Source organism: Paenibacillus daejeonensis DSM 15491, assembly GCF_000378385.1.
Lineage (GTDB): Bacteria > Bacillota > Bacilli > Paenibacillales > Paenibacillaceae > Paenibacillus_D > Paenibacillus_D daejeonensis.
On sequence record NZ_KB899670.1, the window covers coordinates 155,274 to 182,166 of the forward strand.

General features: G+C 54.2%; 26 protein-coding genes and 1 pseudogene. 23 read left to right on the forward strand and 4 right to left on the reverse strand.

The window, feature by feature from the left end; genetic code table 11:
* Complete coding sequence (locus tag F556_RS0125525) at nucleotides 1-1,584, forward strand: ABC transporter substrate-binding protein (protein WP_020619850.1); 1,584 nt, start codon at nucleotides 1-3, stop codon at nucleotides 1,582-1,584.
* A gap of 98 nt (nucleotides 1,585-1,682) precedes the next feature.
* On the forward strand, nucleotides 1,683-3,008 hold the full coding sequence (locus F556_RS35185) for a cellulase-like family protein (protein ID WP_020619851.1): 1,326 nt from the start codon (nucleotides 1,683-1,685) through the stop codon (nucleotides 3,006-3,008).
* Here F556_RS35185 and F556_RS35190 read toward each other — a convergent pair.
* A complete protein-coding gene (locus F556_RS35190) occupies nucleotides 2,945-3,577 on the reverse strand; it encodes an ASCH domain-containing protein (protein WP_020619852.1) in 633 nt (210 codons plus the stop codon). The genes F556_RS35185 and F556_RS35190 overlap by 64 nt on opposite strands.
* Nucleotides 3,578-3,782: 205 nt before the next feature.
* Here F556_RS35190 and F556_RS35195 point away from each other — a divergent pair, with 205 nt between their 5' ends.
* From F556_RS35195 to F556_RS0125560, 5 genes are all read left to right on the forward strand, one after another.
* Nucleotides 3,783-4,136, forward strand: a complete 354-nt coding sequence (locus tag F556_RS35195; protein WP_020619853.1) for an ArsR/SmtB family transcription factor — start codon at nucleotides 3,783-3,785, stop codon at nucleotides 4,134-4,136.
* Nucleotides 4,137-4,172: 36 nt separating this feature from the next.
* Complete coding sequence (locus tag F556_RS0125545) at nucleotides 4,173-4,679, forward strand: SRPBCC domain-containing protein (protein ID WP_020619854.1); 507 nt, start codon at nucleotides 4,173-4,175, stop codon at nucleotides 4,677-4,679.
* Nucleotides 4,680-4,852: 173 nt separating this feature from the next.
* On the forward strand, nucleotides 4,853-5,854 hold the full coding sequence (locus F556_RS0125550; RefSeq protein WP_026297488.1) for a methionine ABC transporter ATP-binding protein: 1,002 nt from the start codon (nucleotides 4,853-4,855) through the stop codon (nucleotides 5,852-5,854).
* Nucleotides 5,854-6,528 (forward strand): methionine ABC transporter permease, encoded by a 675-nt coding sequence (locus F556_RS0125555; protein WP_020619856.1) that lies wholly within the window; start codon nucleotides 5,854-5,856, stop codon nucleotides 6,526-6,528. Before F556_RS0125550 ends, F556_RS0125555 begins: the two co-directional genes overlap by 1 nt.
* Nucleotides 6,529-6,564: 36 nt before the next feature.
* The gene (locus F556_RS0125560) at nucleotides 6,565-7,452 is read left to right on the forward strand and encodes a MetQ/NlpA family ABC transporter substrate-binding protein (protein ID WP_020619857.1); all 888 of its coding nucleotides are present in this window, start codon (nucleotides 6,565-6,567) and stop codon (nucleotides 7,450-7,452) included.
* A gap of 450 nt (nucleotides 7,453-7,902) precedes the next feature.
* On the opposite strand, the gene F556_RS0125565 is transcribed toward F556_RS0125560, so the two are convergent.
* From F556_RS0125565 to F556_RS0125575, 3 genes are read right to left on the reverse strand one after another with little or no spacing between them, the layout of a single operon-like run.
* On the reverse strand, nucleotides 7,903-8,619 hold the full coding sequence (locus tag F556_RS0125565) for a DUF998 domain-containing protein (protein WP_020619858.1): 717 nt from the start codon (nucleotides 8,617-8,619) through the stop codon (nucleotides 7,903-7,905).
* Nucleotides 8,620-8,622: 3 nt separating this feature from the next.
* Nucleotides 8,623-9,384, reverse strand: coding sequence for a MerR family transcriptional regulator (locus tag F556_RS0125570; RefSeq protein ID WP_020619859.1), 762 nt, complete (start codon nucleotides 9,382-9,384; stop codon nucleotides 8,623-8,625).
* 58 nt (nucleotides 9,385-9,442) lie between these two features.
* Nucleotides 9,443-9,652: a YrzA family protein gene (locus F556_RS0125575; RefSeq protein WP_020619860.1), complete on the reverse strand. Its 210-nt coding sequence runs from the start codon at nucleotides 9,650-9,652 to the stop codon at nucleotides 9,443-9,445.
* A 155-nt stretch (nucleotides 9,653-9,807) separates the two neighbouring features.
* On the opposite strand from F556_RS0125575, the gene F556_RS0125580 reads away from it, so the two are divergent.
* From F556_RS0125580 to F556_RS39295, 16 genes and pseudogenes are all read left to right on the forward strand, one after another.
* Nucleotides 9,808-10,188, forward strand: a complete 381-nt coding sequence (locus F556_RS0125580; protein ID WP_020619861.1) for a VOC family protein — start codon at nucleotides 9,808-9,810, stop codon at nucleotides 10,186-10,188.
* Nucleotides 10,189-10,343: 155 nt separating this feature from the next.
* Nucleotides 10,344-11,663, forward strand: a complete 1,320-nt coding sequence (locus F556_RS0125585; protein WP_020619862.1) for a helix-turn-helix domain-containing protein — start codon at nucleotides 10,344-10,346, stop codon at nucleotides 11,661-11,663.
* A gap of 30 nt (nucleotides 11,664-11,693) precedes the next feature.
* Nucleotides 11,694-12,812 carry a mandelate racemase/muconate lactonizing enzyme family protein gene (locus F556_RS0125590; protein WP_020619863.1) on the forward strand — a complete coding sequence of 373 codons (1,119 nt, stop codon included), beginning with the start codon at nucleotides 11,694-11,696 and terminating at the stop codon, nucleotides 12,810-12,812.
* 22 nt (nucleotides 12,813-12,834) lie between these two features.
* Nucleotides 12,835-14,130: an extracellular solute-binding protein gene (locus F556_RS0125595; RefSeq protein WP_020619864.1), complete on the forward strand. Its 1,296-nt coding sequence runs from the start codon at nucleotides 12,835-12,837 to the stop codon at nucleotides 14,128-14,130.
* A gap of 61 nt (nucleotides 14,131-14,191) precedes the next feature.
* The gene (locus F556_RS35200) at nucleotides 14,192-15,073 is read left to right on the forward strand and encodes a carbohydrate ABC transporter permease (protein WP_020619865.1); all 882 of its coding nucleotides are present in this window, start codon (nucleotides 14,192-14,194) and stop codon (nucleotides 15,071-15,073) included.
* A complete protein-coding gene (locus F556_RS0125605; RefSeq protein ID WP_020619866.1) occupies nucleotides 15,074-15,913 on the forward strand; it encodes a carbohydrate ABC transporter permease in 840 nt (279 codons plus the stop codon).
* An 8-nt stretch (nucleotides 15,914-15,921) separates the two neighbouring features.
* Nucleotides 15,922-17,091, forward strand: a complete 1,170-nt coding sequence (locus F556_RS0125610; RefSeq protein ID WP_020619867.1) for a hypothetical protein — start codon at nucleotides 15,922-15,924, stop codon at nucleotides 17,089-17,091.
* Nucleotides 17,088-17,885, forward strand: coding sequence for an amidohydrolase family protein (locus F556_RS0125615; protein ID WP_020619868.1), 798 nt, complete (start codon nucleotides 17,088-17,090; stop codon nucleotides 17,883-17,885). The genes F556_RS0125610 and F556_RS0125615 overlap by 4 nt, the downstream gene beginning before the upstream one ends.
* Nucleotides 17,882-18,655: an amidohydrolase family protein gene (locus F556_RS0125620; RefSeq protein ID WP_020619869.1), complete on the forward strand. Its 774-nt coding sequence runs from the start codon at nucleotides 17,882-17,884 to the stop codon at nucleotides 18,653-18,655. Before F556_RS0125615 ends, F556_RS0125620 begins: the two co-directional genes overlap by 4 nt.
* A 2-nt stretch (nucleotides 18,656-18,657) precedes the next feature.
* Entirely contained in the window at nucleotides 18,658-19,452 is a 795-nt protein-coding gene (locus F556_RS0125625; protein WP_020619870.1) for a creatininase family protein, read from the forward strand.
* Nucleotides 19,436-20,194: an SDR family NAD(P)-dependent oxidoreductase gene (locus tag F556_RS0125630; RefSeq protein WP_020619871.1), complete on the forward strand. Its 759-nt coding sequence runs from the start codon at nucleotides 19,436-19,438 to the stop codon at nucleotides 20,192-20,194. The genes F556_RS0125625 and F556_RS0125630 overlap by 17 nt, the downstream gene beginning before the upstream one ends.
* Before the next feature lie 30 nt (nucleotides 20,195-20,224).
* Nucleotides 20,225-20,689: a RidA family protein gene (locus F556_RS0125635; RefSeq protein WP_020619872.1), complete on the forward strand. Its 465-nt coding sequence runs from the start codon at nucleotides 20,225-20,227 to the stop codon at nucleotides 20,687-20,689.
* Nucleotides 20,690-21,190: 501 nt separating this feature from the next.
* The gene (locus F556_RS35205) at nucleotides 21,191-24,799 is read left to right on the forward strand and encodes an endo-beta-N-acetylglucosaminidase (protein ID WP_020619873.1); all 3,609 of its coding nucleotides are present in this window, start codon (nucleotides 21,191-21,193) and stop codon (nucleotides 24,797-24,799) included.
* A gap of 79 nt (nucleotides 24,800-24,878) precedes the next feature.
* Complete coding sequence (locus tag F556_RS0125645; protein WP_083938133.1) at nucleotides 24,879-25,919, forward strand: S-layer homology domain-containing protein; 1,041 nt, start codon at nucleotides 24,879-24,881, stop codon at nucleotides 25,917-25,919.
* Nucleotides 25,916-26,434, forward strand: a complete 519-nt coding sequence (locus F556_RS0125650) for a dockerin type I domain-containing protein (RefSeq protein ID WP_020619874.1) — start codon at nucleotides 25,916-25,918, stop codon at nucleotides 26,432-26,434. The genes F556_RS0125645 and F556_RS0125650 overlap by 4 nt, the downstream gene beginning before the upstream one ends.
* 290 nt (nucleotides 26,435-26,724) lie before the next feature.
* A pseudogene (locus F556_RS39295) lies at nucleotides 26,725-26,893 on the forward strand (IS256 family transposase); the annotation flags it as partial.

Below are 26,893 nucleotides of genomic sequence, written 5' to 3' on the forward strand. Positions count from 1 at the left end.
ATGAGACGAACAAAATGGGGATGGCAAGGAACAATGGTGCTGACGCTACTGCTGGCCTTGCTGCTGCAGGGCTGCTCCGGCGGTCCGGCGAACAATGAACCGGTTAATGCGGGCACCAACAATCCACCGGCCGCAAGCGGCACGGAGGAGCCTCCGGCAACCGGAGCCGAGGCGGAAGAGCTGGAGCCGTATGAGGTATCGATCGTTTACTTTGGCACCCCGCAGCGCGATGATGCCTTGGTCGAAGAGAAGATTAACGAGTATCTGAAGGAGAAAATCAACACCACTGTCGACCTGCGTCCAATTGCCTCCAGTGAATACAAGCAGAAGACGGAGCTGATGCTGAATACTGGCGAAGCAGTCGACTTGATGTTCACGGCCTCATGGCTGGGCTTCACCAGCAACGTGACCAAGGGCGCCTTCTTGGAGCTGGATGAACTGTTAGACCAGCATGGCCAGGGCATCAAGGAAACCATCCACCCGCTCTACCTGGAAGCTCCACGCTACAAAGGTAAATTGTATGCGGTTCCAACAAACAAAGAAATTACGCAAGGTCTGTCGCTGACGTATCGCAAGGACATCGTCGACAAATACAGCATCCCTATTGAAGACATTAATACGATGGACGATCTGGAGCCGTGGTTCGAGCTGCTCAAGGAGAAGGAGCCGCAGTTGATTCTGAATTACGTGGCTGGCGGCGGCGATAACCTGATGTATGAGACCAAATCCAACTACCGTCCAATCGGCCCGACACCGGAGAAAATGACCTTGTTCCTCTACGATTACACATCGACTGGCGACGTTGAGGTTAAATCTGTGCTGGACCCGGAGATTGTAGACATCAACAAGAAAGAATATGAGCTCTACCGCAAATATTATGAAAAAGGCTATATCAACAGCGACGCTGCGACGACAACGACGAACGTCTCGGACCTGCGCAAGCAGGGCAAGATCTGGATGCAGCGCGCCGTGTGGAAGCCAGGAGCGGATATCGAGCTGAAGATCGCAACAGACAATCAATACGATTTTGTCTCTCATGTAGTCGAAGAGCCAATTGTCACCACGGATCTCGCGACCGGATCGATGATGTCTATCGCCCGTACGTCCAAAAACCCGGAGCGCGCCATGATGGTGCTGAACTACCTGCACACCGATCCGTATTTGATCAACCTAATCGTTAACGGCATTGAGGATCAGCATTATAAAAAGGTGGGCGACAACCGCATTGAACCGATTGCGGATTCCGGCTACGGCTCCACAGCGCTGTTCTGGGTCATCGGCAACCAGTTGCTGAACTACTTGAAGCCCGGCCAGCCGGATGACTTGTACACGGGATGGCAGGAGTTCAATGACAATGCTACACGTTCGCCACTGCTTGGTTTCGTCTTCGATGATGCGTCAGTTAAAAACGAGTTGTCCCAGTTGGTAGCCATCATCAACGAATACAAAACGATCAGCTCGGGCGCCATTCCGAATCCATCGCAGTTGATTGATGAGCGCAACACCAAGTTCAAGGCGGCAGGCATTGAGAAAGTGCAGGCTGAGGTACAGAAACAAATCGACGCCTGGTTTGCAGAGAAATAAGGTTATTCTCCATCATTTCCCGACAATTGTTTATTGCCATGCCTCAGGGATGTTCGCTACGCTGGGGGTATTTAATGGGGAATGGAGTGAGCGAACGAATGGCAACAAGGATGGATCATCTTCCGCACAAACTGACGATCACCATGTGGGATTTCTCCTGGTATACGATGACGCAGCCCGGGGAGCCGTATCATGATTTGGCAGCTCGCTTTGCGGAGGCGGTGGAGCGGGGGTACAATACGATCCGTATCTGTGCGATGCCGTTCATGCTGTTTATGGCGGAGGGCCCACGCCCGGGGCCGCTTCGCTTCGGCAATCTCGGCGAGGTCGGACAGCGGACACGCTGGTACAATTGCGAGGGCGGCGCAGCCTTGGACGGTCATGCCCAGCTGCTCGAGCTATTCAGACAGGCTCAGGCGCATGACTGCTACATTATGCTCTCGTCCTGGGAGTACCAGCAGAGCCCCAGCTTTCTGGCCGATCCAGAACTACGCGATCTTCTGCAAGCGATTCCACCCGAGGATCGCTTCATGGCGCTTGCCCGCTCGCTGGATCAATTAATTCGTTACGTCAAGGCGGCGGGGTATGGCAGTCAGATTGTTTACGCCGAGCTGCATAATGAGGTGGAATTCGGCCAACTGACCGAGGTGGGGACGAGTCGTGGGATTGAGGCAACGGATACGCCTGCCCTTGTAGAAGCAATGCAGCCGTATATTGAGGAAGCTGTCGGCTACTTGCGTGACGAGCACCCAGATATTTTGATGACCGCAAGCTACACGCTCAATGAAGCCTATCCGAAGGCTTACATGGCTAATAATCTGCAGGTCGCACATTTTCATTTGTACATTAAGGGTGTGCTGCAGGAGCTGATGGACAAGGCGGATTTGTACGGCGAAGGGGAATTTCCTAATCATTTTGTCCAATCCCTGCTCCGTGATGACGCGCCGCCCTTCACGTCCTGGACGCTACCGGCCGGACAAGAATGGCGGATGGAGGGAAATCCGGTAGGGATGCGACTCATCTACCTGCATGACTGGGCCGACCCTGACCGCTGGGACTTGTACCTGTATGAACGGTATGGCGCACATAAGCTGGCCATGCTGCAAAAAGCCGACCTCCGCTTCGATGAAGCCTGGGAGTGGGCGCGCCGCTCAGAGCTGCCCATCGTAATTGGTGAGGGATATGTCGGCTATACGCCGCTGCATGCAGGCTTTGAAGAGGGACCTGTTGGGAAATTTATTGCCGAATACGCGATCCGCAAGGGGATAGCACTGGGATTCTGGGGAATGACGTTATGCTCCAACTGTGCACCTCATCATCCGTTCTGGCAGGATGTCGCTTGGCAGCGCAAGTGGAACCGCTATATTTTGGAATCAGGAGTAGGGGGATCGTCGTCCGCTGTGGCAGGGGCAAGTCCAGATTGACGCAAATACGACTCCCCCCGTGGTGAAATGCGGTATCCAGTCCCCAGACTCACCGTCAGTCCGAGGTTCTTGAGCTTGCGAACATTCAGCTTCAGCTTGTCTGTATCCCAGCCGAGTAGGGTTGCCAGATTGGCGGCTCGCTCGGCTGGGTGCTGGACGATGACATGCAAAAACTTAGCCGTCCAAGGGCCCTGCCGACTGGCACGGTCCAGGCGACTAAGCCGTTCTCGCAGTTCCGTGAACTGCTCCGCGTCAAGCGCCGTGTCTTCCCGGAGCGCTTCCCTGGGATCATCTCCGATCCGGCGAATCGCAATACGGTAGACAATGCCTTCCATGCTGAATCCATTCAGTTCTTTTAGGAGATCTGGCAATGAAGCATACCCTGCCCTGGTTGCGTCTTCCTCCGTAATGACAGACTCCTGAATTTCCTCCATCGCTACGATTTCAATTAACCCGGCAGATGTATGCAGTTGGCTGCCTAATTTTACACTGGGTCGCCGCCAGCGGCGAAAGGCCTGGGTTACCTTACCTGCGGCAATTCCTTCAAGAATGTTCTTCTTAAACAGCATTTGTTCCCCTCCTCTGAGCACAGTTGTTCCTGACTTCAGTATAGCATGAGAAGGCGGAGTGTATTTTGAATATTCCTTTACAGGAATATTCCATGTGTGGTATATTTAATTCATAAAGAACAAAATGAGCAAGGCGAGGTGAGAATCCGGGCCGGCCTTCGCAGTTAGCGAAGCGTGGATATAACGGCTCAAGAGGATGGTGAGTATGGAAACGACGACGTTCAGTGCATTATCCGAACCGAATCGGTTGCGCATTGTAGAGCTGCTTTTACTGGGACCGTTGACGGTAGGCGAGATAGCCAAGCGTTTGGATATACGTCAGCCGCAAGCCTCCAAGCATCTGAAGGTACTGCTGGAGTCAGGACTGGTAGAAGTAGAGGCGATTGCCAATCGAAGAGAGTACCGGTTGCGGCCGGAGCCTTTTAGACAATTGACCACTTGGTTAGCGTCCTACCGGGACCTGTGGGAAGAACGATTCGACAATCTGGACATCTATCTGAAGCGTCTGCAGGATCAGAGCAATGACAGGACATCGGAACCGACGCCGGAAGAGTCCTGAGATTATAGACAACCTAACTTATAGGAGGAATGAGAGATGACGAACAAAATGACGAGCCGTGTAGAGGGAAATGTACTTATTCTGGAGAGAAAGTTTCAAGCCCCGCGCGAGCTGGTGTTTCAAGCTTTCTCCGAAGCCGAGCATTTGAAGCAGTGGTGGGGCCCGCGCGGTTGGGCGCTTACCGTATGTAACATTGATTTTCGTCCTGGTGGCGTATGGCATTACTGTATGAAGTGTGAGGACCGCGAGCAAGGTGATTTTTATGGCATGGAGTCTTGGGGCAAGGGGGTCTACCACGAGATTGTTACGAATGAGAAGATTGTGTACACGGACTATTTCTCGGATGCCGAAGGAAACGAGAATCCTGAGATGCCTGCAACCGAAGTTACGCTTAGCTTTGTAGAACACGAAGGCGGGACCAAGCTGATCAACCGCGCAGAATATGCATCTGCTGAGGGACTTAAAGCTGTGCTCGATATGGGTATGGAGCAGGGCATCTCCGAAACATGGGATCGCCTGGACGAGCATCTTGCTGCAAAATAATAACGTTTCGGCACCTGACTGGCCAATCTGGCGGTCGGGTGTTTTTTTGTTGTCCATGTGCCAGCCGCCACACTTCCGCCAAAATTTACTTTCATTGGGTGTTGAAATACGCAAACGTTTATATTAGACTATTCCAATAGGATTTAAAGAAATGAGAGAGAGGGGGAGTCGCGCTGATTGAACTGAGAGGTGTAGCCAAAACCTACGAGACAGCCGCGACGACCGTGGATGCTCTGTCGGATGTCAACCTGACCGTAGAGAAAGGTGAAATCTTCGGCATTATCGGGCATTCAGGCGCCGGCAAAAGCACCTTGCTGCGCTGCGTGAATCTTCTGGAGCGGCCCTCGCTGGGCAGTGTCTCTGTCGGCGGACATGAGCTGACGATATTGAGCGAGAAAGAGCTGCAGCAGCGCCGTCAGAAGATTGGCATGATCTTTCAGCATTTTAATCTGCTCTCCACAGCAACCGTCCGGGATAATATTGCTTTTCCTCTGAAGATGTCGACCTTGTCCAAGGAAAAGGTCAGACGACGTGTCGATGAGCTGCTCGATCTGGTCGGTCTGCGAGGGCATGAGCAGAGCTATCCGGCTCAACTGTCTGGCGGACAGAAGCAGCGGGTGGGCATCGCCAGAGCACTGGCCAATCATCCCGACGTGCTGCTGTGCGACGAAGCGACCTCTGCGCTGGATCCGCATACGACCGAGTCGATCCTGACACTGCTGAAGGATATCAATCAGAAGCTGGGCATTACGATTCTACTCATCACGCATGAGATGAATGTCATTCGCTCAATTTGCGACCGGGTCGCTGTCATGGAAGGCGGCCGCATTATTGAACTGGGCGAGGTGCTGGAGGTGTTCCTCAATCCGCACCACAAGACGACCCGTGATTTTGTCAGTCAGGTCGCGGAGACCGTGGATGTGCAGGCGCAGGGCCTGCGGCCGGAGGGAGTCGTGGTCCGAATTAATTATCAGGGAGACCTGGCCCACGAGCCGATCTTGTTCGAGACGGTGAAAGGTACGGAAGCAAGCTTTGTCATCCTCCAGGGGACGGTATCCCGCATGAAGGATACGCCCTATGGGCAGCTGATCGTCGAGCTGCGTGGCAATAGCCGGGACACGAGCCAGATTATTGAGCAGCTCCGGCACCGAGGATTGGATGTGAGTGTGCTGTGATGAATGAGGTATTGAGCTTTTTTGAGAATATCCGTTGGGATGCCATCAACAAAGCGACGCGGGAAACGCTAGTCATGATGGGGGCTTCCATGTTCTTCACGGTAATCCTCGGACTTGCCATCGGCATCTTGCTGTTTCTTACGTCCAGAGGGCAAATGCTGCAGAACCGTTTTGTTTATTGGATTTTATCGCTAGTCGTCAACATTTTGCGCTCGGTGCCTTTTATTATTCTGATGATTCTGATCATGCCGTTGACCAAAATCATGGTTGGCACCTCCATCGGTGTGAAGGGTGCGATTCCACCCCTCGTTATCGCTGCAGCCCCGTTCTTTGCCAGGCTGGTAGAAGCTGCGCTGCGTGAGGTGGACAAGGGCGTGCTGGAGGCCGCCCAGGCGATGGGGTTCTCCAAAGGCATGATTGTCTGGCATGTATTGCTGAGGGAGGCGCGTACAGGGCTATTGGCCGGGACCACAATTACTGCCGTAACACTGGTGTCCTACACGGCGATGTCTGGTACGATCGGTGGCGGTGGTCTGGGTGACCTCGCGATTCGATTTGGCTTCCAGCGATTCCAGTGGGACGTCATGATTATAACGGTCATTTTGCTCATTATTCTGGTTCAGGGACTTCAGATGATTGGAGACGCCTTGGTGAGGAAGTATAGCCGCAAGTAGATAGAGATTATATCAAATTGGATGGAGGAATTCATAATGAAAAAAGTAAGTGGACTTGTACTCGCGGCATTTCTGGTGCTGGCAGGCTGCGGACAAGGCAATACGCCGGATAATACACAGGGCGGGGCTAACACACCGAATGCAGGGAACAATAACATTGCGCAGCAAGAAAACAATGGGGCTGCAGAGCCGTCGGCAGATCCCGTTACGCTGAAGATTGGTGCGAGTGCAACGCCGCATGCTGAGATTCTGGAGGCCATTGCGCCTGCGCTTGAAGAGCAGGGTGTCACGCTCGATATTATCGAATTCTCGGAATATGTGCTCCCCAATGTTCAGTTGTATGAAGGCGATCTGGATGCGAACTTCTTCCAGCATCTCCCGTACCTCGAGACCTTCAATGAAGAACGCGGATATGATCTGGTAAGCGTGGCAGGTGTTCATATCGAGCCATTTGGCGTCTACTCTGATAGCCTGCAATCCATCGATGAGCTGGAGGACGGCGCCAAGATCGCGATTCCTAACGATCCATCCAACGGCGGCCGGGCTTTGCTCCTGCTGGCCCAGCATGGACTGATTACGCTGGATGAAGCGGCTGGCGTTAATGTCACGGTAGCGGAGATTACCGACAATCCGCGCAACTTCGAGTTTGTCGAGCTTGAGGCAGCTACCTTGCCGCGTATCCTGGATGAGGTCGCTCTGGCGGCAATCAATACCAACTATGCGCTCGAAGCCGATCTGAATCCAACGGAAGACGCGCTGTTTATTGAGGACGAAGAGTCTCCTTATGTGAATATTATCGCCACCCGTCCGGACAATCAGGACGACGAAGCGATTCGCAAGCTGATCGAGGCGCTGCACTCGCCAGAGGTGGAGTCGTTCATCGAAGAAACGTATCAAGGTGCGGTTGTACCTGCATTCCAATAAAACCAAAAGTAACAACGCAAGAAGAAACAACGCCCGCTCTTCGGCCTCATGGCCGGGAGCGGGCGTTTGCTCGTTAGTGTTTTCTCGCTGGATCATCCCCGGGACCCTCGTTCCGTCCCCGAGTGCCATCTACCAATGAATAAACACGAAATTTCATATACAATTCGCCACAGTTGCTGCCTCGCTGCCAATGTATTCGTTTTTCAACCTTATTCAGCACATCCCGGCCTTCTAGCGCCAAATAAACACGAAATTTCATATACAATTCGCCACAGTTGCTGCCTCGCACTCAATGTATTCGTTTTTTCAACCTTATTGAGCTCATCCCGGCTCACAACCATCGAATAAGCACGAAATTTCATATCCATTGCGCCACAGTAGCTCGCCCGCACCCAATGTATTCGTTTTTTCACACTTATTCCGCCCATCTACCACTGCCCGTCAATCCAGTCAGCTCCGCGGCCCCCGCCATACTGCAATTGCGGTGACGCTCATCCACACATAGACCGAGCCGTAGAGGATACGCTGAAGCAGGCCGCCTGGCACATTGAGCGGACCCGCCTGCACGAACAGCAGCAGGAGAGCAGCTGTCGTCACAGCAGCCGCGGTCCAGGTCCATACAGCCAGCGCGGGTCTGGAACCTCTGACAAGCAGCGCGATCAGGATGAGCGCAGGAATCTGAACCACCATGCTCGGAATCGAACCCAGCGTATGCAGCCAGAAATCGAGATCGGCCGGCACGACGCCGGCTGCGACACTGCTCAGGCCATGGATGATCCATAGAATTGTGGCAGCGCGGGTTTTCCGTCCGGGCGGCAGCCAGAACCGCAAGCTCAAGGCTCCGGCAATTGTCGCCAAGCCCGCAATGGTGAAGGTCCAGTTCATGGTCAGATGCAGGGGCGAGCAAATGGCATGTCCTGACAGTTCATACAACGATTCGCCGCAGCCTGTTACGCCAAGATCGCTCATCGGCTGATGGAGCGGGTCATAGGGCAGGGTGGTTGCCCGGATGACCAGATACTCTATAAGAAAATAAAGGCTCAGCGCCAGCCAACTGATGTGCCCCACGACAACCGCAGGTTTCGGCCAGCGCTGAAGCACGAACAACACGGCGATGACCAGAAGGGACAGAACAGTCATCCACACATAGGGGGCTGGTAGCATCATAGCTCATTCCCCCCTTTGCTGGCGTTCCTGCTCGTAGACCGCATAAGCCGTCTCCACAAAGGCAAGCAGCGGTGGATCAAGCGGATACAGCTGCAATCGCTGCGACTCATCGGGGGACATGCGTGCTGCCCACAGCTTATCCAAAAATTCAGGCGCGTCTCCAAAGGTCTCCTGCGCCTTCTCATCCATCCGGCGAAGAATGCGCTGAACGCGAGCATCCGCCGGTGGTACGTCCTGGGCTTGGAGCCGGTTCAATTGGCCGATCAGCGCAATCCATTCCAGTGAATCGGGATCATCGCTGCTCACATTGGGCAGCCGTTCCCACAGCTCCAGCTCCGTTTCGTCAAAGATGTGACTGCGATAACGGCGTTTTTGCTCGGCGCTTTGACCGGACAGTTGAATCAGCTGCTCGATCGTGGACAGCTTGACGCCACCTTCGATAGTTTCGCTATGCATCAGCCCCCGTACGGCATTCTCCATCATGGATAACTTTTTTTGCTCTTCCCGGATATAAGCCATCTGCTTTTTAAGTCCACGTGTCCAGTCCCATTTGGCGTCGCTCAGGATGGTAGCGATCTCCTGCAGCCGGAAGCCAACGGATTTGAGAAACTGCACCTGTTGCAGGCGTTTGATCTCTTGCTCGCCATACAACCGGTGTCCACCCTCGGTTTTCCCGCCCGGCTCCACCAGGCCGATTTGATCATAATAGCGTAGTGTGCGTACGGTAATGCCCGTCTGTCGTGCAAGTTCATGTATGGGTATCATAGGATCACTTCCTTCCTACGTACCAGTATACAAGATGACGCTACGTCAGTTTCAAGGGCTACAGCTTGGCTTTGAAATGTACAACTGCCGTGTACAGCATTTTATTGGCGTTAGGGTCAAACACCGTTTGATGCTGGACAGACGCGACGTCGAGCATCAGTGCTTTGTTGTTCTCAATCTGGACATCGATGCGCTGCTCCAGCGATCTCAGGTCGTAGGCCTGAAAAAATTCAACCTTGTTCTCAATGCGGCTAAGTGAAAATTCCATCTCGTTTGCTCCTGTTCCCTGCTTATTTTTTCTGTTTCATAGTATAGCATGTTAAGCTTTCTTGGAGGGAATTCATCTTGAATGATTCTACTCGTTTTGGTTCCTGGCCTTATTGTAGTACAATAACTACAATTCGTATTTGAGGCGGGGAGCGGATGAGCCAGATGAGCCGAGTCGATGTGCGGGTGACGTCTTGGGACAAAGTGAGTTCTTTCTACGAGGTGCTGCTAGGGTCCCTGGGCTACAAGCTGCAGCATCAAACGGACAAATGGAAAGTGTTTGCCACTGCAGGACAGCAGGGCGCATCCTTCTTCGCAATTATGGAAGAGCCGGGGTATAAGAAGCCCAAGGAAGAGATCATCGGCTTCTGGGCGAGCAGCCAATCGGAGGTGGATCGGATGGCGGAGCAGCTTGCGTTGCATGGAGGAAGAATTACGGAGGGCCCGCGCTCATTTCCTATCAGCCCAACCTACTATGGCTTCTACTTCGAGGATGCATATGGAAACAAGTATGAGCTGGCCTATCGTTTACCCTAATTATGATATCGAACAAGCCTATGCGACAAGCACAGGCTTTTTTTTGTGTTAAGTTAATTGACATGAAATCTATTGACGTAGGCATTGAGGCTTGCTATCTTTATATAAAGAACATTAAAGGAAATTTCCTTAATTAAAAAGGTGGCTAAACCTATATGACACATTCGACCATTCGTATCGGCATTATCACTTCCCCCGAGGGAAAGGGGGTCTTCCAAAACGTGTTGCAGGAGTTCGGAGGGACAGAGGGCCGGCTGATCATCTATCATCGTGACGAGGAAATCCGGGAGATGATCGAGCAGCACCAACAGGAGGTAGATGTGATTCTGTTCGGGGGGCCGCTCAGTTATTACATGAACAAAAAGTACGTCCGCGAGGATATGCCGGCGCTCAGTATTGAATACCGGGAGACTGAACTGTTAATGGGTCTGCTTCAGCTCTCACTTGGCAGTAATCAAGAGATTCGAGGACTTTCACTAGATACGTTCTCTCAGCAGACCGTGCATGAAGTGCTGGCAGAGACGGGATACCCGCATCTGGACACCTATGTCAGACCTTACCGCCAGGAGCAATCACCCGAAGAGATTATTGCATTCCACCACGCGCTCTGGGAGGAGGGCGCAATCCAGCATGTGCTGACCTGCAGGCGTTCGGTCTACAACGGTTTGCAGGAACTAGGCGTACCGACCACCAAGATTCTTCCCTCCTTGTTCAATATCCGGAACTCAATAGCCAAAGCGATTCTAATGGGTGAGAATATGCAAAACACCAGCTCCCAGATCGCAATCGGGCATTTTCAAATTACTCCCGAAGCTACAGGCGGAACCGCAGGAGACTATTCACAAGAGAAGCTAAGTCTTGATTTTCATCGCTGGTTGGTCGATATCGCTCAGCGTGTCAATGCATCAATTCTACCCTTGGGCGGGTATGAGTTCTTGCTCTATACCAACCGAGGGCTGCTGGAGGAATTGACCCGCTTGTGGACGCAGACGATGGTCATACAAGAGCTTGAGCAAGAGCTGTCCGCCCGGGTATACGCCGGTTTCGGAGCCGGACGAACGGCGCTCTCGGCACAGCATCATGCCAAGTCCGGGTTGGAGCGTGCAAAAGAACAACCATCTGGATGTGCTTTTCTGATTCGGGACGACGGTAAGGTAATTGGCCCGCTTGGCCGCAGTGTAACATTAGAATACAGCTATAAATCGCAGAATCCACTGCTGGGCGAGATGGCTCAACGAGCCAATCTGAGCATGGACACCGTGACCAAGCTGCAATCGTACTCCCGTATTAAGGGTCAGTTTACCGCTGATGAGCTTGCGAGTGTGTTGGGAGTGACCACCCGCAACATCCGCAACATCTTCAAGAAGCTGGCCGATGCGGGCTACTTGCATGAAGTGGGTATGGAGCGACCTTATCCCAAGGGGCGACCACGCAAAATTTATCGTCTAGCCCAAATTGAGCAGCAACAGATATAGCTACATGAACCATGAAAGGAGGTGAAAAAAATGAAACTATCTAGCATAGAGGTTATTCCAGTGCACATGCCCATCCTGGAATCGATGCGAATTAAGGATGCTTATGGCTGGAAGCAGACATCGGAATACGTCGTGCTTCGAATCACAAATGAGGCAGGACTGGAAGGCATCGGCGAGGCGTGCTTCACGGATGTGTGGTCAGGTGAGCGGCAAGCAGGCTCCGTAGAGGTGATCCAGCGGGTCCTGATTCCGGCTATTCTGCCGTATGAGCTATTCGATATCCGGCGGATGCTGGCGGCTATGGATCTGGCGATCTATGGACATCATGCGAGCAAGGCTGCTGTGGAGATGGCGGTGCTGGATCTGATGGGCAAGACGCTTGGCGTGCCCCTGTACAAGCTGCTGGGAGGTAAAGTGCGGGAGGCCATTCCTGTCAAATTCTCCATTTCGGCCATCAATGACGAGGCTCGGCTGCGGACCATTGTCGACTATGCGATGGAACGGGGGATCCGCACGATCAAAGTGAAGGTCGGGATGACGCCAGAGCAGGATTTGGAGCGGCTGCGGATTCTGCATGATGCATACGGCAAAGAGCTGTCGCTGGCTATCGATGCCAACAACGCCTGGCGGCTGGATGAAGCGAAGCGAATGATTAAGCGTCTGGAGCAGTACGAGCTTCTGTTCATCGAACAGCCGTTGGCACGTGAGGACTACGGCGGGTTCCGGGAGCTACGCCAATTCACTTCCTGCCCGATCGTCATGGACGAGAGTATCTTCACAACAGGGCAGGCATGGCGCGCACTTCAGGCCGAGGCGGCAGATATCTATTCCGTTTATCCGGCCAAGAACGGCGGTATCTACAAAAGCATGCAAATCTTAAGTGCCGCTGGCATGGCAAAAAAAACAGGCCTGCTGGGATCCAACCTTGAGTTGGGAATCGGATCCGCAGCTATGGCCCATCTCGGCATTGCCCATGAGACAATCGATGACCTGACCTACCCGTCAGACATCATAGGCCCATTATACCATACCGACGATATCATCACTACCGCGACACATTATAGAGACGGCCAAGTCATCGTGCCGGAGGGCCCGGGACTTGGCGTGACGATTGATGAAGAGAAGCTCCGCCATTATAGCGTCAACTAGGAACAAAGGGGAGGAACAAACCATGAGAAAGTCAGTGTTGCTGTTACTCAGCATCTTACTGCTCTTGTCCGCTTGTGGCGGTCCGAATGGCGAGCGCACGACAGGAACAGGCACCAATGGGAATGCTGCCAGTCAGACAGGCGGTGAGGTGGAGCTGGAGTTCTGGACGATCAACCTCAAGGAAGGCTATAGCGAGTATATTACCAGCCAGATCACACAGTATGAGGCGGATCATCCCGGAGTGAAAATCAAATGGGTAGACGTGCCAGATATCGAGAAGACGGATGCCAGACTGCTGGCGGCGCTCTCCGGCGGCAATGCGCCGGATGTCGTCAACCTGACGCCGTTTATGATCCCCAAATTTGTGAAAAGCGGTGCGCTCACCGCCATTGATGAGCTGCAGCCAGGCGTAGAGGAGACGTTCGTCGATGCCTTCTGGCAAGCAGGCGTAGTCGGAGACCATGCCTACGGCATACCATTCTATGGCAGCGTACCAGGCTTGTTCATCAATACGAGACTGTTCGAGGAAGCAGGACTGGATCCTGCCATCCTGCCCACCACCTGGAGCGAGGTTGCCGAGATGAGCGAGACGATCAAGTCACAGACCGGCATTGCCGGCAATATGCAGACCATCGACAATTTTGCCGACTCCGGCAACCCGATCGACATCCTGGCGCGCCGAGGCGTTCCGATTCTCTCGGAGGACGGCACGCAGGCTGCATTCAACACCCCCGAAGGCGTGGCGGTATTGACCGAGTATGTTGAGATGTACCAGTCTGGTGCGCTTCATCCCGACTCGATTACTGGCTCCATGATGGATGCAGCCGCACGTTTCTCCGAAGAGCGGGTGGCGATGATCTTTCCTGGACCATGGATGCTGCGTTGGCTGAAGGACAATACCTCGGCAGAGACCTTTGATCATTTCCAGGTGCATCCCGGGTTTGTTGGCGAGGACGGGCATCTGAATTCCTTTCTGCAAACCTTCGTTATCCCCGAGGCATCGAATCATAAGCAAGAGGCGCTTGATTTTGCTGTCTTCTTCTCCGGTACGACCATCGAACTGATCAAGCAAGCACCTGTGGCACCGGGAATTACAGAGCTGCTGGACGATCCGTACTTTACGGAAGGACCGGAGGAACTGAAGATTATCTCGGAAGGGCTGCCGCTCGCCAAGTTCTACTGGCCACTCGTTCCTGGTCTGACAGAATTGCTGGAAACCCTGCGGGTCGAATTCCAGGAGGCGGCACTCGGCCGCAAGGAGCCACAGCAAGCGCTGGATGATGCAGCGCAGCAGTGGACCTCCATCCTGGCACAATGATGCACAAGCCTATGATTCAACTCCTCGCTTCCGGGCGGGGAGGAGAGGAGGTTGGTCTGCGGTGACTGGTACGGCGATGATGAGACGCTGGAAGGCATGGCTGTTCATGCTGCCGGGATTAGCGGTATTTTTGTTGTTCCTTGTGATCCCTATTGTAGTGACCATAATCATCAGCTTTACAGAGTACGACTCATTGAATGCCCCGACCTTTGTATTTCTGGACCAATATAACCAGCTGCTATCCAGCGATGTGTTCCGCAAGTCATTGGTGAACTCGGCACTGCTGGCGGCAGGTATCGTCTTGACGTTGACGGTACTGCCGATTCCGGTTGCTTATATGATTGAGCGCAACATTCGGAGCCTGGGCTGGGTGCGAGCGTTATTCTACCTGCCGGTCATTACGCCGATTATCGTCTCGGCAGTGGCCTGGCGGTGGATACTGACGGAGGAAGGAATTCTGAACTGGGTGCTTGTCAGCATCGGCATTCTGGGTGAGCCGGTCCGCTGGCTGACCGATCCTTCAGTCGCGCTCTGGAGTGTTCTGATGGTCATCTTCTGGCGTTCATTCGGCTTCTATTTAATTATCTATATTTCGGGACTGCTTGGTGTCCCCAAGGAGTTGTATGAAGCGGCTTCCGTCGACGGTGCAGGCAGGTGGAAGACCTTCGTGTTGATTACGCTGCCGCTGCTGCGCAATACGATTGCGCTCGTTACAATCGTGTCCTTCATCAACGCGATGAAAATTTTTGACGAAATCTTCATCCTGACGCGTGGTGGTCCTGTCAATTCGACCAAGACCACATCCTACTTCATCTATGAAGAAGCGTTCGTCAATTTCAAATTTGGCTACTCCAGTGCCATGGCTGTCATCCTGCTGGTGATCGTGACAGCTGTCACGATGCTGCTGCTCAATTTTTTTGAGAAGGATGAGGTGAAATACTAGATGCGGTTTCATAGTAAATCTTCCTTGCTCATCTATGCGATTCTGGTGATGCTGCTCATCGTGAGCTCGGCCATTGTGATGACGGCGCCGATCCTGTGGCTGCTGTCCACTTCATTCAAAACCGGAGAAACGGTATTTGCGACACCGCCCAAGCTGTTGCCGGACAATCCGACGCTTGCTAACTATGAGTATGTTCTGCAATCGGCTGATGTACCGCTCTATCTCGGTAACAGTATGGTTGTCGCGGTGCTGTCGGTGTTCCTGAACCTCTTGCTCTCTGCACTGGTCGCCTATCCGTTGGCAAGGATGCAATTCCGCGGGAAAAAGGTGCTGTTCCTTTCCATCCTGGCGACGATGGTCGTGCCTTTTCAGTCGATCATGCTGCCGATCTTCCTGATCTGCAAGCATCTGGGGATCGTCAATACGCCAATCGGTGTCGTCTTGCCGACCGCCATCACTGCTCTAGGTGTGTACCTGCTTCGACTGGCCTTCATGGCCATCCCTTACGAGCTGGAGGAGGCGGCCCGCATCGACGGCTGCTCGGATTTCAGAATCTGGTATCAAATCATGCTGCCGCTCATCAAGCCGTCGCTTGCGACCCTGGCGATTATCACGTTTACTGCTGCCTGGAGCGACTTCCTCTGGCCGGTTATCGTGCTGCAGGACCCTGAGCGCTTCACGTTGCCGGTCGGCATCCAATACTTTATGTCAATGATGACCTCGAACTGGCAGCATATCTCTGCCGTTTCCATCATTGCTACGCTTCCTACAGTCATTTTGTTCCTGCTGCTCCAGCATTACTTCTATGCCGGTACGCTTAGTGGGGCAGTGAAAGGGTAGGTGTAACCATGAGACTGTTTATCTATCCCTGGGATTTGCAGGATGAAGGCATTGACAAGACCCTGCAAGCGATCCGCAGCTGGGGATTCGACTCCATCGCGGTTGCCGTTAATTATCATGCAGCCAAGCTGTATCTGCCGCACAATCCCAAGCGCAAAGTATACTTTCCTGAGGACGGCTGTTTCTATCTGCCGCTCCCCGGCGAGGGGGATGCTCTGCGATCTCGGAATAGCCTCTGGGCGGAGCAGCATCCGTCCTTCTGGGACGAGCTGCGAGAGGCGGCGGATCGCTGCGGCATGAAGGTTACGGCATGGACAATTGGCCTGCACAATAGTCCGCTTGGCCGTCTTCATCCAGAGTGGGCCGTGCACAACGCTTACGGTGACCCCTACTATTTTAGCCTTTGTCCCAATCATGTCGGCGTGCGCAGCTACCAGTCGGCTTTGCTGCGAGAGCTGGCGGTGCATCCGGCGATCGACGAGCTCTTCCTGGAATCTTTTCAGTACATGGATTTCGAGCATGGCTATCATCATGAGATGACAGGTGTGCCGTTGAGTGGATATGCCAAGGCGCTGTTGTCGCTCTGTTTCTGTGAGGCCTGCATGAAGGCCGGCAGCCAGCTTGGTATCGATATGGAGGGTTTGCGCGCCGGGGTGGCTGCCGAGGCAGAAGCTTGCACGGCCGGTGCAGAGCCGGACGATCACTCTTCGGCTGCTGCTCGTGAGTGGCTGGAGTCCCAGGGATGGTCCGACTACTTGGCCATGCGACAGTCGGCAGTGACCGCATTGGTTCGGGAAGCTGCGGAGGCAGTGCAAGGCAAGCCGCTCATTTACTTCAGTGGTCATCCCGCTACGGGATGGCTGTACGGGGTGGACCACGCGCAACTGGATCCGTATGTCGACTGCTTCGAGAGCTATCACTACGCTCCCGGTACGACGGGAGCGCTAGAGCTGGCTGCCGCCTATGCACCGCTCATCACCCCTGGCAAACTAAGGCTCGTTCTGCGCGCTGTTGCTCCGGATGTCGCCTCGCCTGCTGAGCTGGTGGAGCGGACACGTGTGCTGACGAAGATGGTGGAGGACCGCTGGCTCGTTGGGTTTTCTTTGTACAATTACGGACAGGTTGCCAGATCCCACTGGGAGCATTTGACTACATTGACACAGGAGTTGCAATCATGACAGCAGACAAATCAATCGTCATTGATATCCATACCCACCTGATGGATGGCGGACTATACACAGACGACGCTAATGACAATCCTGTCGAGCATGCGCTGCAGGAGATGGACGAGGCGGGCGTCGATCTGTCTGTGCTGCTCGGCATCGGTTTTGACGCCGAGGGACTGGCTGACAACAATCGGCAGATCCGCGAGGCGGTGGATGCGCATCCGGACCGTTTTGTCGGCTTCCTCGGCGTTGATCCCCATGAGGATCCCGGGATTACCTGCGACCAGATTGACCGCGCGGTCCAAGAATGGGGGTTTCGCGGACTCAAGATGCATCAGTGGCTTCAGATGTTCCCTACCAATGATCCGATCGTCTACCCGATCATGGAGAGGGCTTCGCATTATGAGATTCCGGTCGTCTTTCACTCCGGTACGCCGCCTTATACGACGCCTGTGCTGATCGCCGATCTGGCCAAGCGCTATCCGCGCGTCCCAGTCATCATCGGCCATATGGGCAAGACCACACTCTATTACGACTGTCTTACCGTGATGCGAGAGGTGGATAATCTGTACTGCGATTTCTCTGGCAATCCATTGGTGGGCGTTCTGGAGTGGGGCATTCAGAATCTCGGGGCACACAAGTTTTTGTATGGCTCTGATGAGTTCGGCGCGGGGCCAGGCCAGGCCTACGGTCTGGAGCAAATCCGGCATATGATGATTTCTGAGAACCAGAAGCGACAGATTATCGGCGGCAATGCCGCCAAATTGTTAAAGCTTACGCCAGGTAAAAAGGAGGGGGGAGAATGAGGCGCGTTATTCACGATGCCCATGCCTACATAGGCCCGGATTACCACACGTACTTTCATCAGCTGCGGGAATACTCGGTCCGCGCGCGGCTGGCTGCAATGGACGACTGCGGCATCGGCCGCTCCGTGCTGGTCCCGGGCGGTCGGGCAGAGGAGGTCGAGGTCAATTGGGCTCACATCTGCGAGGCAGTAAGAGAGCGGCCGGAACGCTTCGTTGGGCTCTACCGTGTGCTGCCGCGTCAGGTGGATGCACTGGAGAAGATGGATCGTGCACTGCGCACGCCAGGAATCAGCGGCTTGATGCTGCACCCGCATTGGGACGTATATGTGGCTAATAGCGGGATGTTGGAGCCGATCTTCGATCTGGCTTCGGATTATGAAGTGCCGGTGCTCATCTACTCCGGCGATATCCCCTACACGATGCCCGCACAGATAGCCGATATGGCGGTGCGGTACCCGCATCTCCCAATCATCATGGGTCATATGGCCAAGACAGAGGTGTATCAGCATGCGACGGCATCTGCCCTGCGAAGTGATAATCTGTTCCTGGAGACCTCGGGATGCAATATTACGACCATCCTCGAGGATGCCGTCGCCAAGCTAGGCGCATCGCGCATCCTGTTCGGGTCGGGCTGGCCGGGCATGAGCCCGCAGGCGGAGATAAGCAAGGTGAACAAGCTGCGAATATCCGAATTGGACAGGGAGCGGCTGTTCTCGGGAACCTTCGAGATGTTGTTCCCATCAGAGCAGCTGAAGAAAGGGGAAGGGTAAGCATGAACGATAACGACCACCGACGATTCGAATTGGAGACGATGACGACCGCGGAGGCCCGGGCTTTGCTATCGGGCGTGAAGGCTGCCCTGATTCCGATCGGCTCCACGGAGCAGCATGGCACCAACATGACGATGAACACGGATACCCGACTGGCGCAAGCGATGTGCACTAAGCTTGGCGCGGCAATGTATCCCGACTTGGTCGTCCTGCCACCGATTTCGGTAGGGATCTCCTATCATCATATGGCCTTTGCCGGCAGCATGACGCTATCACCGGCGACGCTGCAGGCGGTGCTCTTCGACTATATCCGCAGTATGAAGAAGCATGGGGTACAGCGCTTCATCCTGATGAACGGCCATGGCGGCAACCAGAGCGCTTTGTCCTCGGCAGCGACTGTTGCGCTGCATGAGTTGGAGGTCGAGGTTGTTAATGTCTTCTACTGGAATCTGGCGACCGAAGAGATTAAGCAAGCGGCGGTTACCGAACGCTACGGACATGCCTGCGAGATCGAAGCGTCATTCGGGCTTTACCTTGATTCATCGATCGTACGAAGCGACAAGTTAAGGACATCCACACTGCATGAATACCCGATGCCCTACTCCGGCCTGGAGGCGGGACCCAAGGTGGACTATCCGTACCCGTGGCAATATCTGACGACGGACGGTTCGTTGGGTGATGCGACGCAAGCTAGCCGAGAGAAGGGCGAAGCGCTCATTGAACTGATTGCTGGCCGACTGCAGACCTTTATATCATCGTTTATCGTGAGGGGGGATACGTATGCTGCTGGAAAATAAACGCGCGGTCGTCACAGGCGGTGCACGCGGCATCGGGCTGGCCATAGCATCGAGGTTTCTAATGGAGGGCGCTGAGGTGATTCTGTGCGATATTCATGAGGAGCGACTACAGGAAGCGCTGGAGCAGTTGCAGCCACTTGGCCATGTACAAGGTAAGAAGTTGGATGTGAGCGACCGACAGGCAGTGGATAATCTGGCACGTGAACTTGAGGCTGCGTACGGCGGCAAACCAGCTGATATCCTTGTGAACAATGCAGGTATCGGTGCCAGCACACCATTCCTGGAGTTAACGGATGCCATCTGGGACAGCGTCATGAACGTCAATCTCAAGGGAGCCGTTTACTGCACGCAGGCCCTCTTGCCAGGGATGCTGTCACATGGTGGCGGAGTCATCCTCAATATGGGCTCGACTAATGGTATGCGCGGGCAGCCGACGATGGCCCATTATAATGCCAGTAAAGCCGCGTTGGTCTCGCTCACGCAGACACTGGCTGTAGAATTTGCTACACAGGGAATCCGTGCTAACTGCGTCTGTCCCGGCTCGATCGCAACGGAGTTGAATATGAAGGATTCGGGGTGGGACCCCGATTATTTAGAGCAATTTCGCCAACACATCCCCCAACAGCGCTTCGGCAAACCGGAGGATATCGGTTGGGCATGCGCCTATCTGGCCTCGGACGTCTCGGGTTTTGTCACCGGTCAGACCTTAGTGCTGGACGGCGGTCTGCTGGCGCAACAGTAGCATAGGGAGGAACAGAACGGAGGAGAGAGTATGAGTACCATTGAACAGAGGCTGGCAGAGCTTGGCATCGTCTTGCCTGAGCCGCCACCGCCAGTAGCCAAGTATATTCCCGCGGTGACGACAGGTAATCTGGTTTACACTTCGGGAGCAGATTGCCGTATCGACGGAACACTCATGTACAGGGGCAAGCTGGGCGATGAGATTACAATGGAGATGGGCCAAGCGGCCGCCCGGCAGACGGCTCTTAATCTGCTGGCAATTCTGCGGCAGCATCTTGGCGATCTGGACCGAATCGAACGGATGGTCAAGATGCTCGGCTTCGTCAACAGCGCCCCTGGATTTAATGAGCAGCCAGCAGTCATCAACGGTGCTTCAGAGCTATTCATCGATGTTTTCGGTGAGTGCGGCAGGCATGCCCGCTCGGCTGTTGGTACGAACGAGCTTCCCTTCGACACCCCGGTGGAGATTGAGCTCATTGTAGCGTTTCGTGTGTAGATTAGTATACATGTTAATATCTCGATTGAGACGGGTGCCTCTCCAGCGGTGCGATCCAAGTAACATTTTACCTCTGGTTGTGTGGGATTCCGCCTCATGATGCGATCCAAGTAACATTTTACCTCTGGTTGTGTGGGATTCTGCTCCATGATGCGATCCAAGTAACATTTTACCCCTGGTTGGGTGGAATTCTGCCTCATGATGCGATCCAAGTAACATTTTACCCCTGGCAGCAGCCCAAGAAAAGTTGGAACGAAAACACGACGTTTTCGCGCCAGCTTTTTTCTTATGAGGACTAATGGAATAGCTTCACTAGATGCATTTCTTTACTTTGAACACTGGATCTTTACTTTCTCTTCTTATTGAAAATGCTTTCATAGGGTATCGTTTAGAAGGAACAGGACAATACGTTGCGTACCAAGTCAGTTACGGGGGTGGAGATCAGGAACTGCGCACAGATGCGGAGGGAAGAAATCATACATAATAAGGAGAGTTGAGCGAATGAAGAAGAGAAGCAAAGCTGCGGTTCGCAAGACGACGGCCACGCTGCTGGCTACTGCAATGGTGGTGGGCGTCCTGCCACTGACGGCACAGGCTGGCGATACGTGGCCGTTCCAGGGCGACAGCGCCCATGGTACCAACCAGCCCAATGTGCATGGCTACACCAGCGATCATATCTTGAATTGGTCCCCGGAGCGGGACAGGGGATCCGAGATGCTGCGTTCGCGTGTGCCGCTGCAGGAGCGGATTGAACCCTTCGCGGCGACGCAGGCCAATCCCAATCTGAGCTCGAAGGTACAATACATGAACGTTGCGGGCGATTATGGGAACGCCTTCATTGAGAACGCGCCGTACACGAACAAATTTGCACAATATCACTTCAACTTCTGGCAGTACATCGACTACTATTCCTATTGGCACGGTACCGCAACCGCTTATACGCCGCCGGAATATTATGACGATCTGGCCCAGCGGGACTGGCAGCAGAAATGGTTTGAATTCGGCATGCTGAATATTCCTAATCCGACCTACACGGACGCAGCGCACAAAAATGGCGTGAGGTCACTGGCTGGTGTGTTTTTCTCCAATAATGACCGCGGTCAGCAAACCTACAAGCAGATGATCATCAAGGATGAAGACGGCAACTACCCGGTGGCCGAGAAGATGATCGAGATGGCCAATTATTTTGGCTTCGACGGGTACTTCATTAATCAGGAAGAGCAGAATCCCAATGTAGCTGTGGCAGATATTCCGGATTACATCGGATTTATGAAAACGCTACAGGAGGGCGGTTTGTACGTCCAATGGTACGACTCGCTCAACACCAGCACAGGCGCCAACCAGTTCGCCCGCACGTTTAATAACAACAATGTATCGTTCCTGTATGACCGGGCAGCAGGGGAAAAAGTATCTCAGTCGTTCTTCTTCGACTACGGCGTCGGCAATAACCAGATCAACACGGCCAACACGTATTTGACCAATCTTAACGCTGAATACGGCACGAGCTATGATCTGTTCGATGTTGGGTTCGCTGGTCTGGAGGCGGGACGCGACCGGTTCAAGAATGTCCAAGGCACGGCGCTGACCAATAAGCTGGACAATAACGGCTTGCCAAGACTCAGCATTGCCTCGTTGGGTGCGGATTTTGTGCATGCCGGATTGGATGAGGACATGAATCTGCCGTGGCCGAACCGTCACCGGGCGGAGAATGACTACCAGTGGATGACCAAGATTCGCGAGCAGCTGTGGTGGTCAGGACCTAACCTGGATCCCAAGAACACAGCTAAAGCAGCAACGAACACTGTCACAGATGTGTATGCAGACAATCGGTATTGGCCTGGCGTTGCATCGGTGATGGCTGAGCGTTCTGTCATTGGTGATACCAACTTCTACACGAGCTTCAACACGGGACACGGCTTGTCTTACTATGTCGACGGCGAATTGTCCAATGCGGAAGAGTGGTCCAACATGAGCTTGCAGGACGTGCCGGTTACCTGGCAGTGGTGGCAGGAGACGGCGGGCAGCCGCCTTACGGTGGATTTTGATTATGGACCGGAATACAACATTGACGACACGACGAGGTTTGACTATGAGCAGATCGGTGGCTATGAAGGCGGCAGCTCGCTGGTCGTAAACGGAAATTTGGATGCGGACAACTTTCTGCGTCTCTACAAGACGGACCTGGATGTGAACGCCGCGTCCAAGCTGTCCATTGCTTACAACAAAACGTCCGCAGACGACAGCTCGATCATGCAGGTCGGCCTCATCCTGGCAGACGATCCGACGAATGTCGTGCACGTCGCTGTGCCGGAGAGCGGCAAGCAGACTGATGGCTGGGTGACGCGCGAGCTGGATCTGAGCGCTTATGCTGGCAAGACGATCGCAGCTATGGGTCTTGTCTTCCAACCAGGTGACAGTGCCATTGCAGATTATCAGATGAATGTAGGCCAAATTCGTATTCACGACGGTTCTGCGGTACGTCCGGCTGCTCCTAGCGGTTTGACAATCAGCGAAGCGTATACGGATACCGATGAAATGGTGATCCGTTGGAATTTGGATGCCAACTATGAACAGGTGAAGAACTACAATGTTTATGTGAACGATGTATTCGTTGGTGGCAAATATGACGAAGTGTTCTACATCAAGAACCTGCCGGCAGATTCCGGACAGGTAAGAGTCGCCGCAGTAGGCGCGGATGGTGTGGAAGGCGAAGCAGCTACCATCGCCTATGACCTGAATGCTGCCGTGTCAGGACTCCAGGTGAATTCACAGGAGAATGGCCAGTTGATGGTGTCCTGGACGAATCCGACAGCACAGTCCGGACCGATTAGTGTATCGATCCGTTCGCTGAATTGGACGACGACGGAGCGCCCTGTGGTCCGGCACGTAATTATGCCTGCGGGCTCGACCACTGCTGCATTCTCCGGCATGCCGATCAATGGCGACGATTATATCGTGACGGTGTCGACGGGCGGGCATCATGCCTCCGTCAGCGGCAACTTTATCGACAAATTCATTGCCCCTTACGCCGAGAATTGGTCGTGGGATGGCAGCCGGTTGAACCTGCCAATGCCGAACACCCGCGACTGGCGGTATATGTATGTCTATGAAGATGGGGTCATCCGTTCGTTCCCGACCACCTACAGCTTGGGCAATCGTCCGTATATCCATCGCGGCCGCACGATGAAGGCGAGCCTGAGCTTTGTCTCCAATGCCCAGACCGTGTATGTGGTAATGGAAGACAACGCGGGTAACAAGTCGGAGCCGTTGTACCTGAAGAATCATCTGATCTTCGAAGCAGAGACAGGTCTCCAAGTGGCCCCAGGGGGGTTGGTGGATCTGAGCTACGGGCTGCTCTCCAACCCGGAGGTGCTGGCGCAAGATGTAACCTTTACGTATGATGCGGACAGGTTCGACTTCGTGAGCGTAAGCTCGCTGGATGAGGATCAGGTCAAAATTGTGGATTACGATCTGGAGACACCGGGTACGGTGCGATTGCTGGCCGTCCATCTGGGCAGCAAGCAGGCGGATCCCAACGGCAAGCTGCTGAAGCTGACGCTGCAGGCCAAGACCGATGCGGCCTCAGGCCCAGCGCCAGTATCTGCCTCCGCTGTTGTAGCTAACGGCGCAGGCGTGGAGCGGACGCACGAAGCGCGCACGCTCGGTCTCAGCATCGAGTCTTCCAGACCGAGCCGAGATTCACTCGAAGCCCTGATCAGTCAGGCCCAGGCTGCGCATGACGTAGCGCGCGAAGGCAACCGGGTTGGCGAGTACCGGGCAGGTGCGAAGGCGGCACTGCAAGCGGCAATTGATGCAGCCAAAGCGGTAGCGCTTGACGATGCTTCGACAGGTGCACAGATCACACAGGCCGAATCAGATCTCAGTGCAGCGATCCGCACCTTCTCGGCTACGGTGATCACCAGCGTCGGCGGCGACCAGAATCAGGATCACCAACTGACAGTCGGCGATCTGGCGATCATTGCTAAATCGTACGGCATGACGAGTACCGATCCGGACTGGGATCGCGTCAAGAGCGCCGATCTCAACGGCGACGGCATCATCGACATCGAGGATCTCGTAGAGATGGCCAAACGCATTTTGAAATGGTAAGGTAACACAACCTACGGGGGAGGACGGACGACGAGCCGTCTTCCTTCGTCTACATATCTGGAGGGATAGGGGATGACGGATGATGAGACGACAATGGGGGCTGATGAGCCTGTGCATCCTGCTGGTGGCAGCAGCCCTGCCTTGGACGGCAGCAATGGCGGCAGAAGACACCAAGCTGTTCATGACAGGGCAGACCTCGACAACGACGGGCGCCGAAGTGAAGGTCACCGTGCGGGCCGAGCAATTACAGCAATTGTACGGCTATGAGCTGCAGCTTGCGTACGATGAGGAACAGCTGCGTTATGTCCGCGCCGAGGCGAACTGGCAGGGCTTCAGTGTGCCGCTGAATGAGGAGGGTGTGCTGACGTTCGCCCATACGAAGCTGGGCAACTCCGCAGGGGAGAATGGCTCCAAGGATCTGGCAACATTCACCTTCCAGCCCTTGGCGGCGGGTGACACGGAAGTGCAGCTGATTCGGGCCAAGCTGGTAGACAGCGCCAAGCAGGCGGTTACGCTCACCCCGAATGCTACACAGACCATCGCAGTTACGGCTGTTGAAGAACCAGAGCCGGAAATGCCGGTGTCGTTCACGGATACAGACGGCCACTGGGCTGAGTCGTTGATTGGGCAGGCAGCGGCTATCGGATTCGTGAGCGGCTATCCGGACGGCACGTTTCGTCCGAACGGACACGTGACGCGGGCTGAGTTCGTCACCATGCTTGCCCGGGCGCTTCAGCTTCCCGAGGCCTCCACGGATGCAGCGTGGCTGGATGCAGCGGCGATTCCGGCTTGGGCCAAATCTTACATTGACCAAGTACAGATAGCTGGCATCGTTACTGGCTATGAGGACGGCTCCTTCCGGCCGCAGCAGCTGATTACCCGCTCGGAGTTGGCCGTCATGATCGCCCGTAGTAGGGGTGCTGAGCTGGTAGACGGAGCGAAGCCGACCTTCACGGATGTAGCGAGCATTCCAGCCTGGGCTCAGCTGGCGGTTGCTTATGCGCAGCAAGCAGGCTATATAGAAGGTCGCGGCCAAGGCCAGTTCGCGCCAACCGCGCATGCGACCCGCGCCGAAGCGGTGAAGTTGATTCTTACAGTCAGGGAGGCGATGAACCGATGAAACGCACATGGCACCAAGGGGTGCTAACCTTCGGACTGTCGGCACTAGTCGCGGTTGCACCGTGGCAGCAGCTGCCCGTCGCTTTCGGACAACAGCAAGAGGACGCTGGGCCGGAATCGCAGGTTACGGGGGAAGAGGGAACAGTAGAGGATGTGCAAGCACGCGAGAATAATGAAGCGGAAGGTAGCCTGCCAACGGATGCTGCAGAAGAGCAAGCGTCTGAAGCGGATGAGGAAGGGCTCGCCGAGGACGATGCGGTGCAAGTGCTGGCAGAGGAGGTCGACTATGATCTTAACGGAGACGGAGTCCTGTCAGTAGGCGATCTGGCAATCGTTGCCGCAGCCTACGGACTGGATGCCGACGATGAAGCGTGGGAGCAGCATGCCCAAGCTGATCTGAACCGAGACGGCAAGGTCGATGTTGTCGACCTTACGTTGATGGCTTCGGCTATTATGGACGGTAGCGTTGACGGCGATGGTGTTCGGACACTACTTGCCACAGATGACGGCTTATAGATCGTAGGAAGAATGGTCGATGGGGTGCTTGAACCCCAAGTATTCAAGCGTATGCCCAGCGGGGATAAGGATTAGGGTAAGATGTTGTTATGGTGCATATATTCCGTTATCCGCTGCATATCGGGGGTTCTGCCAGATTTACGGAGCATTTGTTCCGTTATTGGCCAACTAACCATTGGTTACCTGATGATATACAGTAGTTTGTGTACCATGATTTGGAGTCTATCCAAAGCATAAAAAAGAAGGGTATTCTCGGGAGTGACGAAACCACCAAGAAAGGACCCTTCTCGATGACTACTATAACCCAAAGCACACTGAATGAGCTAGTTGAAAATCTTGTTACTGACTTCGTGAAAAACACGCTGGAGACCATCATGCGAGCAGAGATCCAATCGCATCTGGAGGAGAATCAAGACGGACCGCACAACAGTCGAAATGGTTACTACAAACGAACGCTCC

What these genes read in the sequence shown, in the direction of transcription:
- F556_RS0125590 (WP_020619863.1), top strand. Translation starts at nt 11,694, where the DNA reads ATGAAACTATCTAGCATAGAGGTTATTCCAGTGCACATGCCCATCCTG.
- F556_RS0125610 (WP_020619867.1), top strand. Translation starts at nt 15,922, where the DNA reads ATGAGACTGTTTATCTATCCCTGGGATTTGCAGGATGAAGGCATTGAC.
- F556_RS0125525 (WP_020619850.1), top strand. Translation starts at nt 1, where the DNA reads ATGAGACGAACAAAATGGGGATGGCAAGGAACAATGGTGCTGACGCTA.
- F556_RS0125615 (WP_020619868.1), top strand. Translation starts at nt 17,088, where the DNA reads ATGACAGCAGACAAATCAATCGTCATTGATATCCATACCCACCTGATG.
- F556_RS0125620 (WP_020619869.1), top strand. Translation starts at nt 17,882, where the DNA reads ATGAGGCGCGTTATTCACGATGCCCATGCCTACATAGGCCCGGATTAC.
- F556_RS0125605 (WP_020619866.1), top strand. Translation starts at nt 15,074, where the DNA reads ATGCGGTTTCATAGTAAATCTTCCTTGCTCATCTATGCGATTCTGGTG.
- F556_RS0125630 (WP_020619871.1), top strand. Translation starts at nt 19,436, where the DNA reads ATGCTGCTGGAAAATAAACGCGCGGTCGTCACAGGCGGTGCACGCGGC.
- F556_RS0125580 (WP_020619861.1), top strand. Translation starts at nt 9,808, where the DNA reads ATGAGCCAGATGAGCCGAGTCGATGTGCGGGTGACGTCTTGGGACAAA.
- F556_RS35190 (WP_020619852.1), bottom strand. Translation starts at nt 3,577, where the DNA reads ATGCTGTTTAAGAAGAACATTCTTGAAGGAATTGCCGCAGGTAAGGTA.
- F556_RS0125545 (WP_020619854.1), top strand. Translation starts at nt 4,173, where the DNA reads ATGACGAACAAAATGACGAGCCGTGTAGAGGGAAATGTACTTATTCTG.
- F556_RS0125585 (WP_020619862.1), top strand. Translation starts at nt 10,344, where the DNA reads ATGACACATTCGACCATTCGTATCGGCATTATCACTTCCCCCGAGGGA.
- F556_RS0125565 (WP_020619858.1), bottom strand. Translation starts at nt 8,619, where the DNA reads ATGATGCTACCAGCCCCCTATGTGTGGATGACTGTTCTGTCCCTTCTG.
- F556_RS0125570 (WP_020619859.1), bottom strand. Translation starts at nt 9,384, where the DNA reads ATGATACCCATACATGAACTTGCACGACAGACGGGCATTACCGTACGC.
- F556_RS0125555 (WP_020619856.1), top strand. Translation starts at nt 5,854, where the DNA reads ATGAATGAGGTATTGAGCTTTTTTGAGAATATCCGTTGGGATGCCATC.
- F556_RS0125560 (WP_020619857.1), top strand. Translation starts at nt 6,565, where the DNA reads ATGAAAAAAGTAAGTGGACTTGTACTCGCGGCATTTCTGGTGCTGGCA.
- F556_RS0125625 (WP_020619870.1), top strand. Translation starts at nt 18,658, where the DNA reads ATGAACGATAACGACCACCGACGATTCGAATTGGAGACGATGACGACC.
- F556_RS35185 (WP_020619851.1), top strand. Translation starts at nt 1,683, where the DNA reads ATGGCAACAAGGATGGATCATCTTCCGCACAAACTGACGATCACCATG.
- F556_RS0125650 (WP_020619874.1), top strand. Translation starts at nt 25,916, where the DNA reads ATGAAACGCACATGGCACCAAGGGGTGCTAACCTTCGGACTGTCGGCA.
- F556_RS0125635 (WP_020619872.1), top strand. Translation starts at nt 20,225, where the DNA reads ATGAGTACCATTGAACAGAGGCTGGCAGAGCTTGGCATCGTCTTGCCT.
- F556_RS0125575 (WP_020619860.1), bottom strand. Translation starts at nt 9,652, where the DNA reads ATGGAATTTTCACTTAGCCGCATTGAGAACAAGGTTGAATTTTTTCAG.
- F556_RS0125595 (WP_020619864.1), top strand. Translation starts at nt 12,835, where the DNA reads ATGAGAAAGTCAGTGTTGCTGTTACTCAGCATCTTACTGCTCTTGTCC.
- F556_RS0125645 (WP_083938133.1), top strand. Translation starts at nt 24,879, where the DNA reads ATGATGAGACGACAATGGGGGCTGATGAGCCTGTGCATCCTGCTGGTG.
- F556_RS35195 (WP_020619853.1), top strand. Translation starts at nt 3,783, where the DNA reads ATGGAAACGACGACGTTCAGTGCATTATCCGAACCGAATCGGTTGCGC.
- F556_RS35205 (WP_020619873.1), top strand. Translation starts at nt 21,191, where the DNA reads ATGAAGAAGAGAAGCAAAGCTGCGGTTCGCAAGACGACGGCCACGCTG.